The organism is Lysobacter sp. A289, from assembly GCF_054072675.1.
The window spans coordinates 699,423-715,825 of record NZ_JBSVRN010000001.1; the positions used below are offsets into that span (position 1 = coordinate 699,423).

At 66.4% G+C, this 16,403-nt stretch carries 18 protein-coding genes; 16 read left to right on the top strand and 2 right to left on the bottom strand.

Going from position 1 to position 16,403, the window contains the following annotated elements:
* Positions 1-8 precede the first annotated feature (8 nt).
* The gene (locus ACW5DN_RS03265; protein ID WP_456961326.1) at positions 9-1,289 is read right to left on the bottom strand and encodes an efflux RND transporter periplasmic adaptor subunit; all 1,281 of its coding nucleotides are present in this window, start codon (positions 1,287-1,289) and stop codon (positions 9-11) included.
* A gap of 411 nt (positions 1,290-1,700) precedes the next feature.
* Between ACW5DN_RS03265 and ACW5DN_RS03270 the strand changes: the two genes are divergently transcribed.
* From ACW5DN_RS03270 to ACW5DN_RS03290, 5 genes are read left to right on the top strand one after another with little or no spacing between them, the layout of a single operon-like run.
* The gene (locus ACW5DN_RS03270; RefSeq protein ID WP_456961327.1) at positions 1,701-2,180 is read left to right on the top strand and encodes a winged helix-turn-helix transcriptional regulator; all 480 of its coding nucleotides are present in this window, start codon (positions 1,701-1,703) and stop codon (positions 2,178-2,180) included.
* Positions 2,177-2,770 carry a 2-hydroxychromene-2-carboxylate isomerase gene (locus ACW5DN_RS03275; RefSeq protein WP_456961328.1) on the top strand — a complete coding sequence of 198 codons (594 nt, stop codon included), beginning with the start codon at positions 2,177-2,179 and terminating at the stop codon, positions 2,768-2,770. Before ACW5DN_RS03270 ends, ACW5DN_RS03275 begins: the two co-directional genes overlap by 4 nt.
* Positions 2,767-3,468, top strand: a complete 702-nt coding sequence (locus ACW5DN_RS03280; protein ID WP_456961329.1) for an SDR family NAD(P)-dependent oxidoreductase — start codon at positions 2,767-2,769, stop codon at positions 3,466-3,468. The genes ACW5DN_RS03275 and ACW5DN_RS03280 overlap by 4 nt, the downstream gene beginning before the upstream one ends.
* Positions 3,465-3,932 (top strand): PaaI family thioesterase, encoded by a 468-nt coding sequence (locus tag ACW5DN_RS03285; RefSeq protein WP_456961330.1) that lies wholly within the window; start codon positions 3,465-3,467, stop codon positions 3,930-3,932. Before ACW5DN_RS03280 ends, ACW5DN_RS03285 begins: the two co-directional genes overlap by 4 nt.
* The gene (locus ACW5DN_RS03290) at positions 3,859-5,070 is read left to right on the top strand and encodes a zinc-binding dehydrogenase (protein ID WP_456961331.1); all 1,212 of its coding nucleotides are present in this window, start codon (positions 3,859-3,861) and stop codon (positions 5,068-5,070) included. The genes ACW5DN_RS03285 and ACW5DN_RS03290 overlap by 74 nt, the downstream gene beginning before the upstream one ends.
* 114 nt (positions 5,071-5,184) lie before the next feature.
* Here the strand turns inward: ACW5DN_RS03290 and ACW5DN_RS03295 are convergent, their stop codons facing one another.
* Positions 5,185-6,111 (bottom strand): LysR family transcriptional regulator, encoded by a 927-nt coding sequence (locus ACW5DN_RS03295; RefSeq protein WP_456961332.1) that lies wholly within the window; start codon positions 6,109-6,111, stop codon positions 5,185-5,187.
* Between the two features lie 152 nt (positions 6,112-6,263).
* On the opposite strand from ACW5DN_RS03295, the gene ACW5DN_RS03300 reads away from it, so the two are divergent.
* The 11 genes from ACW5DN_RS03300 (at position 6,264) to pcaD (ending at position 16,347) form a co-directional block, all read left to right on the top strand.
* Positions 6,264-7,472: a muconate/chloromuconate family cycloisomerase gene (locus ACW5DN_RS03300; RefSeq protein ID WP_456961333.1), complete on the top strand. Its 1,209-nt coding sequence runs from the start codon at positions 6,264-6,266 to the stop codon at positions 7,470-7,472.
* A gap of 2 nt (positions 7,473-7,474) precedes the next feature.
* Complete coding sequence (gene catC, locus ACW5DN_RS03305) at positions 7,475-7,765, top strand: muconolactone Delta-isomerase (protein ID WP_456961334.1); 291 nt, start codon at positions 7,475-7,477, stop codon at positions 7,763-7,765.
* A 69-nt stretch (positions 7,766-7,834) separates the two neighbouring features.
* A complete protein-coding gene (gene catA / locus ACW5DN_RS03310) occupies positions 7,835-8,779 on the top strand; it encodes a catechol 1,2-dioxygenase (protein ID WP_456961335.1) in 945 nt (314 codons plus the stop codon).
* Positions 8,780-8,903: 124 nt separating this feature from the next.
* Positions 8,904-10,277, top strand: a complete 1,374-nt coding sequence (locus ACW5DN_RS03315) for a Rieske 2Fe-2S domain-containing protein (protein ID WP_456961336.1) — start codon at positions 8,904-8,906, stop codon at positions 10,275-10,277.
* On the top strand, positions 10,274-10,777 hold the full coding sequence (benB, locus tag ACW5DN_RS03320) for a benzoate 1,2-dioxygenase small subunit (RefSeq protein WP_456961337.1): 504 nt from the start codon (positions 10,274-10,276) through the stop codon (positions 10,775-10,777). The genes ACW5DN_RS03315 and benB overlap by 4 nt, the downstream gene beginning before the upstream one ends.
* 63 nt (positions 10,778-10,840) lie before the next feature.
* A complete protein-coding gene (gene benC / locus ACW5DN_RS03325) occupies positions 10,841-11,872 on the top strand; it encodes a benzoate 1,2-dioxygenase electron transfer component BenC (protein ID WP_456961338.1) in 1,032 nt (343 codons plus the stop codon).
* Positions 11,872-12,657 carry a 1,6-dihydroxycyclohexa-2,4-diene-1-carboxylate dehydrogenase gene (locus tag ACW5DN_RS03330; protein WP_456961339.1) on the top strand — a complete coding sequence of 262 codons (786 nt, stop codon included), beginning with the start codon at positions 11,872-11,874 and terminating at the stop codon, positions 12,655-12,657. Before benC ends, ACW5DN_RS03330 begins: the two co-directional genes overlap by 1 nt.
* Before the next feature lie 39 nt (positions 12,658-12,696).
* Positions 12,697-13,560 carry a CoA transferase subunit A gene (locus ACW5DN_RS03335; protein WP_456961340.1) on the top strand — a complete coding sequence of 288 codons (864 nt, stop codon included), beginning with the start codon at positions 12,697-12,699 and terminating at the stop codon, positions 13,558-13,560.
* Entirely contained in the window at positions 13,557-14,339 is a 783-nt protein-coding gene (locus tag ACW5DN_RS03340; RefSeq protein WP_456961341.1) for a CoA-transferase subunit beta, read from the top strand. Before ACW5DN_RS03335 ends, ACW5DN_RS03340 begins: the two co-directional genes overlap by 4 nt.
* Positions 14,339-15,547, top strand: coding sequence for a 3-oxoadipyl-CoA thiolase (gene pcaF, locus ACW5DN_RS03345; RefSeq protein ID WP_456961342.1), 1,209 nt, complete (start codon positions 14,339-14,341; stop codon positions 15,545-15,547). Before ACW5DN_RS03340 ends, pcaF begins: the two co-directional genes overlap by 1 nt.
* A gap of 8 nt (positions 15,548-15,555) precedes the next feature.
* Positions 15,556-16,347 (top strand): 3-oxoadipate enol-lactonase, encoded by a 792-nt coding sequence (pcaD, locus tag ACW5DN_RS03350; protein ID WP_456961343.1) that lies wholly within the window; start codon positions 15,556-15,558, stop codon positions 16,345-16,347.
* Positions 16,348-16,403 lie beyond the last annotated feature (56 nt).

The following is a 16,403-nucleotide window of genomic DNA, read 5'->3' on the forward strand; positions in this document are numbered from 1 at the left end:
TTCTCCGCTTACTGCTGCGAGGCCGGGGCATCGGCCGCCGGCGTGGCCGCATCAGCGGGGTTGGCGGCGTCGGGGTTGGTGACCTCGGGCGTGCCGGGCTCTGGTTTCGCAGTCGCCGGCTCGGCATCCTCGGGCGCAGCTTCGCCGGTGGCCTGTTCGGCCTGCTCACCGGCCTCGGTAGCGTTCACCGCGGCATCGGGCTGCACTTTCTGCAGCCCGGTGATGATCACCTTGTCGCCGGCAGCCAGGCCGCTTTCGACCAGCCATTTGTTGCCGACGGTCTGGCTGACCGTGACCGGGCGCACCTCGACCTTGTTCTCGGCGTTGACCACCATCGCGGTGGCATGGCCCTTGGGGTCGCGGGTGATGCCCTGCTGCGGCACCAGGATCGCGTTCTGGCGTACTCCCTTTCCGATCACCGCCCGTACATACATGCCGGGAAGCAACAGGTGATCGGGGTTGTCTACCACCACGCGCAATAAGTAGCTGCCGGTGCCGGGATCGACGCTGACCTCGGCAAACGCCAGCTTGCCCTGTTGGTCGAACGGCGTGCCATCCTCCAGCAGGATCGTCACCGGCAGGTCGCGCGCGCCTTCCAACGTGCCCGCCGCCAGCTCCTTGCGCAATTGCAGCAGTTCGCTGGCCGATTGGGTCAGGTCGACGTAGATCGGATCGAGTTGCTGGACGGTCGCCAGCGCTTCGGGCTGGTTGGCCGTCACCAGGGCGCCCTTGGTGACCGAGGACTTGCCAATGCGGCCGCTGATCGGCGAGTTGATCCGGGCATAACCCAAGGTCACCTCGGCACTTTGCACCGCGGCCTGGGCAGCGGCGACCTCGGCCTTGGCCTGGCTCAGCGCCGCCGTGGCGTTTTCATTGTCCTGCCTGCTGATGGCATCGATCTTGACCAGTTCGCCCGATCGGGCGGCGGTCAGCTTGGCCGACACCAGGGTTGCCTGCGCGCGTGCGAGCTGCGCCCGGGCACTGTTGGCGTTGGCTTCGTAGGAGGCATTGTCGAGCTGATACAGCGCCTGTCCCGCCTTTACCAGACCGCCCTCGGTGAACAGACGCTTATCGACGATGCCCGACACCTGGGGGCGAACCTCGGCGATCTGGAAAGCGTTGATCCTGCCCGGCAACTCGCGCGTCAGGGTCGCCGTTTCCGGCTTCATGGTGACCACGGTTACCGCGGCGGGCGGTGGCTGTTGCGATGCCTCATCGCCGCCGCAGGCAGCAAGGGCGACGGTGAGTGCCAACGGCAGGAGAACCAAGCGGCGTGGGGACCTGGACATGGGAGTAGGCTCAATGGAGTGAATAGAAAGAGGGCGGTCAAGCCGCCCGAACCGGAGAAGAATGAACGATCATTCTTTTTATGTCAATGGAGTGATCGCGTGAAACTGAATGCGCGCGTGACGTTCCGTGAGCCATCACACACTTTCGATCGCCGGTCTCGCGCGGGTTCGTTTTGAATGGCGCCCGGAAGCCATCTGGCGATCATGTTTGACGAGTTTCTGTGCGCATAGCGCGCGCAAGCATTGCAGCTGCCGGTTGAAGCTCATGTGAGCGCAGGGCTTCGTTGGAAATGGCGGTCTGGCGGACTGTCGCGATGACTTGATGTGCTCGACAAAAGTCCAGAAACACCTATACTTCAATTATTGAAGTAACTAGGCGTCGGCAATATGAAAGTGAAGTCTTTCGCGGGAATGAGGTGCTCCATCGCGGGCGCACTCGAGCTGATCGGTGATCGCTGGACACTGCTGCTGATCCGCGACCTGTCGTTCGGGCTCGGTCGCCATGACGAGTTGCGTGACAGCACTGGAATTCCCACCGCTACGCTGGCTGCGCGCCTCAAACATCTGACACAGCACGGCATCGTCGAACAGTCGCGGTATCAGGAAAGGCCGCCACGCGTCGAATACCGGCTGACAGCCAAGGGCCGCGACCTGTGGAAGGTCAGCGTTGCATTGCGCGAATGGGGCGACCGCTGGGATGCGAGCGGTTTTGGCGCGCCGACCGTGGAGATGGTCGATGGCGAGACCGGGCGACCGGTCGTCCTGGCGCTGGTCGATCCCGAGACCGGCGCTGCGGTTCCTCGGGACCGCGCCCAGCTTCGCCCCGGCCCCGGGGCCGACGACCGCACCCGCCACCTTCTCGACAACCTCGCCACAGGAGCAGCCCAATGACCCGATCGATCGAACTCTTCTACGATTTCCGCAGCCCGTACAGCTACCTTGCCTTCACGCAGCTACGCGAGATGGGCGTCGACATCGCACTCAGGCCGATGATGGTGCTGAAGCTGATGGAGGAGGTCGGCAACGTGCCGACCACGCTCACCTGCGCCGCCAAAGGGCGCTACGCCCGCGACGACCTGGCGCGCTGGGCGCAGCGCTACGGTATCGCGCTGAACCCATCCGACATGCGCGCGAACGATGGCAATGCCTGTTCGCGTGCGGTGCTGGCGGCGGCGTCGCCGGCGGATGCCGCGACGATCACGCTGGCGCTGTACCGCGCGTGCTGGAGCGAGGGCAAGACGCTCGCCACGAAGGACGACATCCTCGCCGTCATCGCCGCGGCCGGGATTGACGCCGACGCGATCGCCAAGCGGATCGACGTGCCCGAAACGATTGCGCAACTCGACGCCAACACCGGCGAAGCCGCCGAACGCGGCGTATTCGGTTCGCCGACCATGTTCGTCGGCGACGCGATGTTCTTCGGCAACGACCGTCTCGACTTTGTGCGCGAACACATCGCGCTCCTGGAGGAATCAGCATGACCAACAAGACCACCAAACCACTCGCCCTCGTGACCGGAGTCGGCCCCGGCACCGGCGCTGCCCTGGTGCGGCGCTTCGCCGAGGGCGGCTACCGCGTGGCGATGCTGGCGCGCGATGCGGATCGCCTCGCGGCGCTGGAAAGGGAGATCCCCGACACCATCGCCGTGCCGTGTGACGTGACGGACGTGGCCGCGCTCGAGCAGGCGATCGCCGACGTCGGCATGCCGAAGGTGGTCGTCCACAACGCCGTGGGCGGTGCGTTCGGCACGTTCATGGAGATCGAGGCGGAGACGCTGCAGAAGAACTTCGACATCAACACGATGGCGCTGTTCAACCTGGCCCGGCTGACCGCACCGGCGATGGTGGCGGCTGGCGAGGGTGCGCTGATCGTGACCGGCAATACCTCCGCCCAGCGTGGCAGGGCGGGCTTTGCCGGGTTCGCGCCGACCAAGGCGGCGCAACGGATCCTGGCGGAATCGCTGGCCCGCGACCTGGGGCCGAAGGGTGTGCACGTCGCCTACCTCATCATCGACGCGGTGATCGACGTGCCGTGGCAGCGCGAGCGGCTGCCCGATGCGGCGGACGATTTCTTCATCTCCCCCGCCTCGATCGCGGGCGAGGTCTTTCACCTGGCACATCAGCCGCGCGACGCGTGGTCGTTCCTCGCCGAAGTCCGGCCCTTCCACGAGCCGTGGTGAGCGCCGTGGATACGTGGGGAGACGGCGCGCTCAACGGCCTCGAGCAGCTTCGCGTCCTGATGGTGGCCGGAGCCAACCAGCCGCCGATGGGCGAAACGCTCGGCTTCACCCTGGTCGAGGTCGATCGCGGCCATGCCGTGTTTGAAGGCGTGCCTGATCGGACCGTCTACAACCCGCTCGGCTCGGTGCACGGCGGCTATGCGGCGACACTGCTCGACAGTGCCTGCGGCATTGCCGTCCACAGCCAGCTCGACGCCGGGCGCGGGCACACCACGCTCGAACTGAAGGTGTCGTATCTGCGTCCGCTGACCGACAACAGCGGGACGGTGCGCGCGGTCGGCCGTGTTATCTCGATGGGGCGACGCGTCGCTTTCGCCGAGGCGACGCTGCATGACGGCGAGGGCCGGCTGTGTGCGACGGCCACGTCGACGCTGCTGGTATTCGACATTAAGCAGCCCCAATGAGGTGGCAGAGATGGACAAGGCGATGAATGGATTGGAATTGCGATCGCTGGCGACGTCCGAGGGACAGCTTCGCCTGAGTCTGGAGACGGTCACCCTGGATGAGCCCGGCCCGGATGAGCTGGTGGTGCGGGTCGAGGCCACCCCCATCAATCCATCCGACCTTGGGCTCCTGCTCGGCCCTGCCGATGTATCGACCGTCCGGGCCGAAGGCACGCCGGAGCGGCCGGTGCTGGTCGCCGACATTCCGCAGCAGCGTCTGGCGGCCATTCGCAGTCGGCTGGATCAATCGCTGCCGGTTGGCAACGAAGGCGCGGGCACCGTCGTCAAGGCGGGCCGCGATGTGCAGCATTTCCTTGGCAGAAAGGTCGGGATGCTGGGCGGCGGGATGTACACGCAAGTGCGCAAGCTGCGGGCGCAGGACTGCATCTTGCTGCCCGATGACGTGGACGTCGCGGACGGCGCGTCGATGTTCGTCAATCCGCTGACCTCGCTTGGCTTCACCGAGACGATGAAAGCTGAGGGGCACAGCGCCATCGTGCAGACCGCCGCCGCTTCGAACCTGGGCCAGATGCTCAACAGGATCTGCCTCACGGACGGTATCGGGCTGGTCAATATCGTGCGCAGCAAGGCGCAGGCGGCGATTCTGCGCGAGATCGGCGCACCTCACATTGTCGACAGCAGTTCGCCCGACTTCCAGACCGAACTGACCGAGGCGATCGAGGAAACCGGCGCAACGATCGGCTTCGACGCCATTGGTGGCGGCACGCTGGCCGGCCAGATCCTGCAGGCGATGGAAACGGTCGCCATCCGCGGCGTCAGCACCTACAGCCGCTACGGCTCGGACGCGTTCAAGCAGGTCTATATCTACGGCGCCCTGGACACGGGCCCGACCGTGATCAACCGGACCTTCGGTTTTTCATGGAACGTCGGCGGATGGCTGCTTTTCCCGTTCCTGCAGAAGGCGGGTCAGGAGGTCGCGGCGCGGATGCGCCAACGCGTCGTGGATGAGCTGACAACGACTTTCGCCAGTCACTACACAAAGACCATCAGCCTCACCGATGCGCTCCAGCCAGAGATCCTGGCCGCGTACCAGCGCAAGTCGACCGGCGAGAAGTATCTGATCAACCCGTCCTTGTAGGCGGGGTTGTCCTGTCCGCTTTCATGATCGAAAGCGGACAGCCTGGAGCTGCGAACGCGGTCAAGGTCTGAAGATGGCTGCGGGGGAAACCTCTGACTCTGACGCCGGTTTCCGTCATGTGTCCGTCCGCTGCGGGCCGCCGTCGAGCCAGGCCGGCTCCTCGGCATACATCTCGCCGATCAAGCGTTTCACCAGGTCGATGTCGCGCGAGTGGTCGTTGGCGCGGTAGCTGATGATGATCGGCGAGGTGGCGTGATCGTCTGCCAGGTCGCGATAACACAGGTCGGTGCGCAGGATCCGCACCGAGCTGGGGATGATGCAGGCGCCCATGTCCGCCGCCACCAGGCCCAGTGCGGTCTGCAGTTCGCGGACTTCCTGGGTTTCTTTTGGCCGCAGGCCCTGGTCGGCGAACAGCGAGAGCACTTGGTCGGCGAAGCTGGGGCGGGGTTCCTTCGGGTAGACGATCAAGGTTTCGCCGGTGACCGCACTCAGCGATAGCGGGCCGGTGCCGCCTGCCAGCGGACTGGTCGGGGGCAGGGCGACCACCAGCCGCTCTTCGCGCATCACGATGCGCTCCACCGCCGGGTCGATCGCGCGGACGCGGCCGAACCCGACGTCGATGCGCCCGGTCTTCAAGGCCTCGATCTGATCCATCGACATCATTTCTAGCAACTGGATGTCCAGCTCCGGGCGCTGCTGGCGCAATCGGCGCACCAGCAGCGGCATGCCGCTGTAAAGCGTGGAGGCGACGAAGCCGATCGCGAGCACGCTGCGCTCGTTCCGGCCAGTGCGCTGGGTCGCGGTTTTCATCTGTTCCACCCGGGCCAGGATTTGCATTGCCTGCTCGCGGAATACCCGCCCCGCGTCGGTCAATCGCAAGGGCCGGCTGTTGCGCAGCAGCAGTTGCACGCCCAGTTCGTCCTCCAGCTGCCGGATCTGGCGGCTGAGTGGTGGCTGGGCGATATGCAACTGCTCGGCCGCCCGGGTGAAGTTGCGCGTTTGGGCGACCGCGACAAAATAACGTAGCTGGCGGAGCTCCATTCAGCTTTACCTTCGACTGGGGTATGGGGTGGATGCTGCAGCGCAATAAACACTGCATTCGGGCGTTATGCAGTTAGATCATACCTTTTGGGTATGAAATAAGACTGTAATAGTCTTGGACTTGGCACGCGGGAGGGCCGAAGAATCGGGGCATGCCACATATTCCCCACTTCCGCCAGACCCAGGTTCGCGTCGAACGCGTCGAGACCCTGCTGCTGGATATCCCGACCATCCGGCCGCATCGGATGTCGGTCGCGACCATGCATGCCCAGACCCTGATGCTGGTTCGGATCCACGCCACCGACGGCAGCGTCGGCATCGGCGAGGGCACCACCATCGGCGGCATGTCGTACGGGCCGGAAAGCCCGGAAAGCATGAAGCTCGCCATCGATACCTATATCGCGCCACTGCTGAAGGACGCCGACCTGTCGCAGGTGCGTCTGCTGATGGCGAAGATCGGCAAGCACGTGAAGGGCAACCACTTTGCCAAGTGCGCCGTCGAGACCGCGTTGCTGGATGCCCACACCCGCCGGCTGGGCATACCGCTGTCGGAACTGTTCGGTGGCCGCGTGCGCGATCGCCTGCCGGTGGCGTGGACGCTCGCTTCGGGCGATACCGCACTCGACATCGCCGAGGCCGAGCAGATGTTGGCGCTTCGCCGCCATGACGTGTTCAAGCTGAAGATCGGCATGCGTGCGGTGGCCGACGACGTCGCCCACGTGGCCGCGATCAAGCGTGCGGTTGGCGACCGCGCCAGCGTCCGCGTCGACGTCAACATGGCCTGGAGCGAGACAGCCGCCGCGCGTGGATTGCCGGCGCTGGCCGATGTCGGCTGCGATCTGGTCGAGCAACCGACGGCGACCGCCGCTTCGCTGGCGCGGTTGGCGCGACGCTTCGCGATTCCGCTGATGGCTGACGAGTCGGTCGGTACCCCGCACAGCGCCTACGAGCTGGCGCGTGCCGGCGCGGCCGATGTATTTGCGATCAAGACCGAGCAGGCCGGCGGCCTGTTTGCCGCGCAGCAGATTGGCGCGATTGCCGACGCTGCCGGCATCGAGCTGTATGGCGGCACGATGCTGGAGGGATCGGTTGGCACCGCTTCCGCGGCGCATGTCTTCAGCACCTTCCCGAACCTGCAGTGGGGCACCGAGCTGTTCGGGCCATTGCTGCTGACCGAAGAGATCCTTGTCCAGCCGCTGGATTACAGCGACTTCCAACTGACCGTTCCGACCGGCCCCGGCCTGGGCATCGACCTAGACGAGGAGCGGGTGCAGTTCTTCCGCCGCGACGCGGTACGCCGCACGCTCAGCGTCCCCGCCGCGATCGCACCTGTTTCCACCACCTCATCCCAAGGAGCCTGACCATGCTTTTTCATGTCCGCATGGATGTGCGCATCCCGCGCGACCTTCCCGCCGACACCGTCGCCACGCTCAAGGCCGACGAGAAGGCGCTGTCGCAGCAACTCCAGCAAAGCGGCAAGTGGCGCCACATCTGGCGCGTCGTCGGCCAGTACTCGAACGTCAGCATCTTCGACGTTGAAAGCAACGCCGAGCTGCACGAGCTGCTGATGGCGCTGCCGCTGTACCCCTACATGCAGATCGAGGTGATGCCGTTGTGCCGTCACCCGTCCGCGATCCGTGACGACGACCGCTGAATCGGTCATCGCATCACCCCCAGCTACTCGCCACAACCCCAGCAAGACGAACCGAAAGAGGGCAACACCATGACGGTCAAACTCATCGACACCGCCGAGCTGCGGGATTTCCTCGAGACCTGCAGCGGTCTGAAATCGGCTGAAGGCAAAACGCCCCAAGGCAACCTGCGCACCAAGCAGATCCTGCACCGCGTGCTGGGCGACCTGTTCCGCACCATCGAAGATTTCGACGTCACCCCGGACGAGTTCTGGACCGCGGTGAACTACATCAACGAGCTCGGTGCTGCCGGTGAAGCCGGTTTGGCCGCCGCCGGGTTCGGCTTCGAGAAGTACCTCGACATGCGCATGGACGCGGCCGATGCCGCGGCCGGCATCGCCGGGGTGACCCCGCGCACCATCGAGGGTCCGTTGTACGTGGCCGGCGCGCCGGTGAGCGAAGGCAAGGCCCGCCTGGACATCGATCCGGATCCGGATGGCCAACTGCTGGTCATGCACGGCCAGGTGCGCGACGCGGGCGGCAAGGCGCTGCCGGGCGCGACCGTCGAGATCTGGCATTGCAATACCAAGGGCATGTACTCGTTCTTCGACTCGACCCAGAGCGCGTTCAACCTGCGCCGCACGATCCGCACCGACGCCGACGGCAACTACGAGTTCCGCAGCGTCGTTCCGGCTGGTTACGGTTGCCCGCCCGGCGGCCCGACCCAGAACCTGCTCGACGCAGTCGGCCGCCACGGCCAGCGCCCGGCGCACATCCACTTCTTCATCAATGCCGATGGCTGCCGTCACCTGACCACGCAGATCAACATCGACGGTGATGAGTACCTGCACGACGATTTCGCCTTCGCCACCCGCGACGACCTGGTGCCGGCGATCAAGCAGGTGGACGACGCCGACGCGATCAAGGCGCGGGGCCTGGAAGGCCCGTTTGCCGAGATCGAGTTCGACTTCGTGCTCGTGCCCAAGACCGAGTCCGTGCCCGACAGCGTGGTCGAGCGCAAACGCGCCGCCGCCTGATCTTTCAAGTCAGCCCTTGAAACCCCGGCAGATGCTGCCGGGGTCTTGTCCAGTCCGGTACCCGCGAGTCGTCTCGCGTGGCGCCGCACACGCCACGCACGTCGCTAACGTGCAGGAGCTCGCCATGTCCGCCGTCATCGAGAATTCCCCCCGCGTTTCCCGGTTGATCGACGCCGCCCTGGTCGAAGACGCCGACAGTGGCGTGTACCGCGCCCGCCGCGACATCTTCACCGACGAAGCGCTGTTCGACCTGGAGATGCGCCACATCTTCGAGGGCAACTGGGTGTATCTGGCCCATGAAAGCCAGATCCCGGAGAACAACGACTACTTCAGCACCAACATCGGTCGCCAGCCGGTGATGATCACCCGCGACAAGCAAGGCGAGTTGCACGCGCTGATCAACGCCTGTGCGCACCGTGGCGCGATGTTGTGCCGCCGCAACCGCGGCAACAAGGGCAGCTTCACCTGTCCGTTCCACGGCTGGACCTTCAGCAACAGCGGCAAGTTGCTCAAAGCCAAGGACGCCAAGACCGGCGCCTATCCGCCGGGCTTCAACACCGACGGCTCGCACGACCTGAAAAAGGTGGCGAAGTTCGCCTCGTACCGCGGCTTCCTGTTCGGCAGCCTCAACGCCGACGTGTTGCCGCTGGAGGAGCACCTGGGCGAGACCCGGGTGATCATCGACCAGATCGTCGACCAGGCGGCGGACGGGCTCGAGGTGCTTCGCGGCAGCTCCAGCTACACCTACGACGGCAACTGGAAGCTGCAGGTCGAGAACGGTGCCGACGGTTACCACGTCAGTTCGGTGCACTGGAACTACGCCGCCACGATGGGCCGGCGCAATTACGAGGAAGGCGGCACCCAGGCCGTGGACGCCAACAGCTGGTCCAAGGCGGTCGGCGGCGTGTACGGCTTCGAGCACGGCCACCTGCTGCTGTGGACGCAACTGCTGAATCCGGAAGTCCGGCCGGTGTATGCGCATCGCGAGGCGCTGGCCGAGAAGCTGGGGCAGGACAAGGCCGACTTCATCGTCAACCAGACCCGCAACCTGTGCGTGTACCCGAACGTCTACCTGATGGATCAGTTCTCCACCCAGATTCGGGTGGTGCGCCCGATCGCGGTCGACAAGACCGAGGTCACCATTTACTGCTTCGCGCCCAAGGGCGAGAGCGCGGACATGCGCGCGCTGCGCATCCGCCAATACGAGGACTTCTTCAACGTCAGTGGTATGGGCACGCCCGACGACCTGGAAGAGTTCCGCGCCTGCCAGCAGGGCTACCAGGGCATTGCCGCGCCATGGAACGACCTCAGCCGCGGCGCCGACGGCCACTGGATCGACGGCGCGGACGACAACGCCACGGCGATGGGCCTGAAGCCGCTGATCAGCGGCACCCACCCCGAGGACGAGGGGTTGTACCTGAAGCAGCACAGCTACTGGTCGGAGGTGATGGCGCGCGCGCTCGCCGCGGAGCAGGCCGATGCGGAGGTGTCGGCATGAGCCTGACGCATGAGCAGATCGCCGCATTCCTGTATCGCGAGGCACGCCTGCTGGACGACCGCGACTTCGACGCCTGGCTGCAGTGCTATTCGCCCAAGGTGGAGTTCTGGATGCCGGCCTGGGACGACGACGACACCCTGGTCGAGAACCCGCAGACCGATATCTCGCTGATCTACTACCCCAACCGCGAGGGGCTGGAAGACCGCGTGTTCCGGATCAAGACCGAGCGTTCCAGCGCGAGCCTGCCGGAGACGCGTACGGGCCACAACCTGAGCAATATCGAAGTGCTGTCGCGCGAAGGCGACCGCATCGACCTGCGCTTCAACTGGCACACGCTCAGCCACCGTTACAAGACCACCGACAGCTATTTCGGCACCTCGTTCTACACCCTGGATACGAGCAGCCTCGATACCAGCGGTGGCGAGCCCTTGATCGTGCGCAAGAAAGTGGTGCTGAAGAACGACTACATCCACCAGTTGATCGATATCTATCACATCTGATCATGCTGAATTTAAGCCGGCCGAATTTGAGCTGGCCGCCTGCCGCATCTGCGAGGTAAATCCATGAGTCACCGCATCGCTCTGAGTTTCGAGGACGGCGTCACCCGTTTCATCGATTGCCGCGCCAATGAGACCGTGCTGGATGCCGCCTACCGGCAGCGCATCAACCTGCCGATGGACTGTTCCGATGGCGTCTGCGGCACCTGCAAGTGCCGCGCCGAGCAGGGTCGCTACGACCTCGGCAACGACTACATCGAGGACGCGCTGACCGAGGACGAGGCCGCCGAGGGCCTGGTACTGACCTGCCAGATGGTGCCGTCGTCGGACTGCGTGATATCGGTGCCGCTGCCGTCGACCGCGTGCAAGACCGGCACGGCGACGTTCGAGGCGACGCTGGTGGCGATCACCCCGCATCAGGACGCGGCGCTGGAAGTGGCATTCGAGGTCGCCGAAGGCGCCGAGGCGCCGGTGTTCCTGCCGGGCCAGTACGTCAATATCGCCGTGCCGGGAAGCGAACAGACCCGTTCGTATTCCTTCAGTTCGGCCCCGGGCGCACGCCGGCTGTCGTTCCTGGTCAAGCAGGTGCCGGGCGGCCTGATGACCGGCTACCTCACTGAAGCGGCCATCGGCCAGACCGTGTCGTTGACCGGCCCGCTGGGCAGCTTCTACCTGCGCGAGGTCAAGCGGCCGTTGCTGCTGCTCGCTGGCGGCACCGGGCTGGCGCCGTTCCTGTCGATGCTGGAAGTATTGGCGGTGCAGGACAACACCCAGCCGGTGCAGCTGCTCTACGCGGTCACCCGCGACGAAGATCTGGTGCTGGTGGAACAACTGCAAGCCTATGCGCAGCGCCTGCCCGGCTTCGCGTTCGCCACCATCGTCGCGGACGAGGCGTCCACGCATGCGCGCAAGGGCTTCGTCACCCACCACCTGCCGGCCGATGCGCTGCATGGCGGCGAGGTCGACGTGTACCTGTGCGGGCCACCGCCGATGGTCGATGCGGTGCGCCGCCACCTCGGCGAACTGGGCGTCACTCCGGCGAGCTTCCACTACGAGAAGTTCACGCCCAGCACGCCGGGCCTGAAGGAGGCCGCGTGATGGCACGCGCCGACCGTTTCACCGGCAAGTCGGTGGTGGTCACCGGCGCGGCCCAGGGCATCGGCCGTGAAGTGGCGCTCGACATCGCCCGTGAGGGCGGCCGCCTGGTGCTGGCCGACCGCGCCGCCTTCCTCGACGAGGTGGTGGCCGAAGCGCGCGCGCTGGGCGCTGATTGCGAAGGCCTCAATGTCGATCTGGAAACCTGGGCCGGCGCGCAGGCGGTGATGGATTTGGCGATCGCCCGTTATGGCCGCATCGATGTGCTGGTCAACAACGTCGGCGGCACCATCTGGGCGCGCCCGTTCGAGCACTACGGCGAGGCGCAGATCGAGGCCGAGATCCGCCGTTCGCTGTTCCCCACCCTGTGGTGCTGCCGTGCCGCGTTGCCGCAGATGCTGGAGCAGGGCGCCGGCGCCATCGTCAACGTGTCCTCCATCGCCACCCGCAGCATCCACCGCGTGCCATACGCCGCGGCCAAGGGCGGCGTGAACGCGCTGACCGCTTCGCTCGCGTTCGAGTGCGGCGGCCGCGGCGTGCGCGTCAACGCAGTCGCGCCCGGCGGCACCGAAGCGCCGCTACGCAAGGTGCCGCGCAACACAGAATCGCCCACCGCGCAGGAAGCACGGTGGTACCAGGCCATCGTCGAACAGACCACCGACAGCACGCTGATGAAGCGCTACGGCACACTGGCCGAGCAGGCCGCGGCGATCCTGTTCCTCGCCTCCGACGAGGCCTCCTACATCACCGGAACCGTGCTGCCCGTTGGCGGCGGCGACCAGGGTTGAGCGCAAGCCGGCCCCCACACAGCGATATGAAGGTTATCCATGGCTGATATCTGTTCACTGCGAGAAGCCGTTTCCGGGCTGATCCACGATGGCGACACCGTGGCGATGGAAGGCTTCACCCACCTGATTCCGCACGCGGCCGGTCATGAAGTGATCCGCCAAGGCAAGCGCGACTTGGCGCTGGTGCGCATGACTCCGGATCTGATCTACGACCAGTTGATCGGCGCCGGCTGCGCGACGTCGCTGCGCTTTTCCTGGGGCGGAAATCCCGGCGTCGGCTCGCTGCACCGCCTGCGCGATGCGGTGGAGAAGGGCTGGCCGCACAAGCTCGCCATCCGCGAGCACAGCCATGCCGACATGGCCAACGCCTACGTCGCCGGCGCGTCCGGGCTGCCGTTCGCGGTGCTGCGCGGCTACATCGGCTCTGACCTGCCCAAGGTCAACGACAGCATCAAGTTCATCGATTGCCCGTACACCGGCGAGACGCTGGCCACCACGCCGGCCGTGCGGCCCGATGTCACCGTAATCCACGCCCAGCAGGCCGACCGCCAAGGCAACGTGCTGCTGTGGGGCATCCTTGGCGTTCAGAAGGAGGCCGCGCTGGCGGCGAAGAAGGTGATCGTCACGGTCGAGGAGATCGTCGACACGCTCGACGCCCCGGCCAACGCCTGCATCCTGCCGAGCTGGGTGGTGAGCGCCGTGTGCCACGTGCCGCGCGGGGCCACTCCGTCCTATGCGCATGGCTACTACGAGCGCGACAACCGGTTCTACCTGGCGTGGGATCCGATCGCCCGCAGCCGCGAGGCGTTCACGACCTGGATCCAGCGCCACATTCTGGACACCGAAGACTTCGAGGGCTTCCTGCGCGTCCATGCCGAAAGCCAGCAGGAGGCGAACGCATGAGCACCTACACCACCAATGAAATGATGACCGTCGCTGCCGCCCGCCGCCTGAGCGATGGTGCGGTCTGCTTCGTCGGCATCGGCCTGCCATCCACCGCCGCCAACCTGGCGCGGCTGACGCATGCCCCGGATGCCACCCTGATCTACGAATCCGGCCCGATCGGCGCCAAGCCGACCGTGCTGCCGCTGTCCATCGGCGACGGCGAACTGGCCGAGACCGCCGACACCGTGGTCTCGACCCCGGAAATATTCCGCTACTGGTTGCAGGGCGGCCGGGTGGACGTCGGCTTTCTCGGCGCGGCGCAGATCGACCGTTTCGCCAACCTCAACACCACCGTGATCGGCCCGTACGACGCCCCGAAGACGCGCCTGCCCGGCGCCGGCGGCGCGCCGGAAATCGCCGGCTCGGCCAAAGAAGTGTTCATCATCATCCGCCAGTCGAAGCGCGCCTTCGTTGACACGCTCGACTTCGTCACCAGCGTCGGTCACATGGACGGCGGTGATGCGCGCCAAAGGGCCGGCCTGCCGGGCAAGGGCCCGCAAGTCGTGGTCACCGACCTGTGCGTGATGGAGCCGGACTCGGTGACGCGCGAGCTGACCGTGGTCTCGATCCACCCTGGCGTCAGCCGCGAGCAGATCGTCGACGCCACCGGCTGGCCAATCAAGTTCGCCGATAACGTGAGCGAAACCGTGCCGCCGGAAGCTTCGGTGCTGGCGACGCTGCGCGCGCTGCAGGCGCGTACCGATGCTGCCCACGGCAAACAGCAAGGAGACGAGTGATGACTGACGCATTCATCGTCGACGGCATCCGCACGCCGATCGGCCGCTACGGTGGCGCGCTCGCCGGCATCCGCGCCGACGACCTCGGCGCGGTGCCGCTGAGAGAATTGCTGGCGCGCAATCCGGCGCTGGATCCGACACTGATCGACGACGTGTTCCTCGGCTGCGCCAACCAGGCCGGCGAGGACAACCGCAACGTCGCGCGCATGAGCCTGCTGTTGGCCGGGCTGCCGGCCGACGTGCCGGGCGTGACCCTCAACCGCCTGTGTGGCTCCGGTATGGACGCAGTGGGCAGCGCCGCGCGCGGCATCCGTGCCGGTGAGCTGGAACTGGCGATCGCCGGCGGCGTCGAATCGATGTCGCGCGCGCCGTTCGTGATGGGCAAGGCGGCCTCGCCGTTCGCCCGCAATCAAGTTCTCGAAGACACCACGATGGGCTGGCGCTTCGTCAATCCGGCGCTGGAAGCGCTGTATGGCGTCGAATCGATGGGCCAGACCGCCGAGAACGTGGCCGCGCAGTACGGCATCTCGCGCGAGGATCAGGACGCGTTCGCGCTGCGCAGCCAGCAGCGTTACGCCGCAGCCAAGGCGGCCGGTTTCTACGACGGCGAGCTGGTGCCGGTGACGGCGCCCGGTCGCAAGCGCGGCGAGACGGTGCAGGTCGCCGAGGACGAGCATCCGCGCGCCGACACCAGCGCCGAGGCACTGGCCAAACTGAAGGCGATCTTCGCCGCCCCCGGCACCGTCACCGCCGGCAATGCCTCGGGCATCAATGACGGTGCCGCGGCGCTGCTGCTGGCCTCGGCCGCTGCGGCGCAGCGCCATGGCCTGACCCCGCGTGCCCGGGTGCTGGGCATGGCCACCGCAGGCGTGCTGCCCGGCGTGATGGGCACCGGCCCGGTTCCGGCCACGCAGAAGCTGCTGGCCCGGCTTGGCCTGACCATCCACGACTTCGACGCGATCGAGCTCAACGAGGCATTCGCCGCGCAAGGGCTGGCGTGCCTGCGTCAGTTCGGGCTCGCCGACGATGCCGCCCACGTCAACGCCAACGGCGGGGCGATCGCGCTCGGCCATCCGCTGGGCATGAGCGGCGCACGTCTGGCGCTGACCCTGCTGCGTCAGCTGGAAGCCAGCGGCGGCAAGCGTGGTCTGGCGACGATGTGCATCGGCGTCGGGCAGGGCATCGCCTTGGCCATTGAGCGGGTGTGAGGACAGCTATGGAACCAACCCCCACCTTCGCCACCGTCAACGGCGTGCGCCTGCACTACCGCGTCGACGGTCGCGCCGACGGCCCGTGGCTGGCGTTCTGCAATTCGCTGGGCACCGACCTGACCATGTGGGATCGTCAGATCGAAGCGCTCGGCGAGCACTTCCGCATCCTGCGTTATGACCGGCGCGGCCATGGTCGTTCGGCCACGCCACCCGCGCCGTACTCGATCGACGACCTCGGCCAGGACGTGCTCGGGCTGCTGGATTCGATGGGCATTGCCAGCACCCATTACTGCGGCCTGTCGATCGGCGGGCTGGTCGGGCAATGGCTGGCGGTCAACGCCCCGGAACGGCTCGACCGGCTGGTGCTGTGCAGCACCGCCGGCAAGATCGGCACCGAAGACGGCTGGCTGGCGCGCATCGACCAGGTTCGGGCGAACGGCATGGAGTCGATCGCCGAAGGCACGGTCAGCCGCTGGTTCACGCCGGCGTTCGCCGCAGCCGAACCGGAGGCGGTCGAGCAGACGCTGGAGCGCTTGCGGCAGATCCCGGTAGAGGGCTACGCCGGTTGCTGCCATGCGCTGATCGGTGCCGATTTCCGCGACACGCTGGCGGGCGTCGCGACGCCGGTGCTGGCGCTGGCCGGCAGCCAGGATCCGGTGACCACGCCGGCCGACCTGCAGGCCATCGCGCACCGGGTTGCCGATGGACGCTACGCCGAAATCGAGGGGCGCCATATCTGCAGCCTGGAGTCCCCCGATGCGTTCAACCAGGCGCTGATCGGCTTCCTGCTGCCATAGCTATTGACCGCGGCGGCGGCCGCGGCGCTGTGCTGTGCGTACTGGCGGCCAGGTGG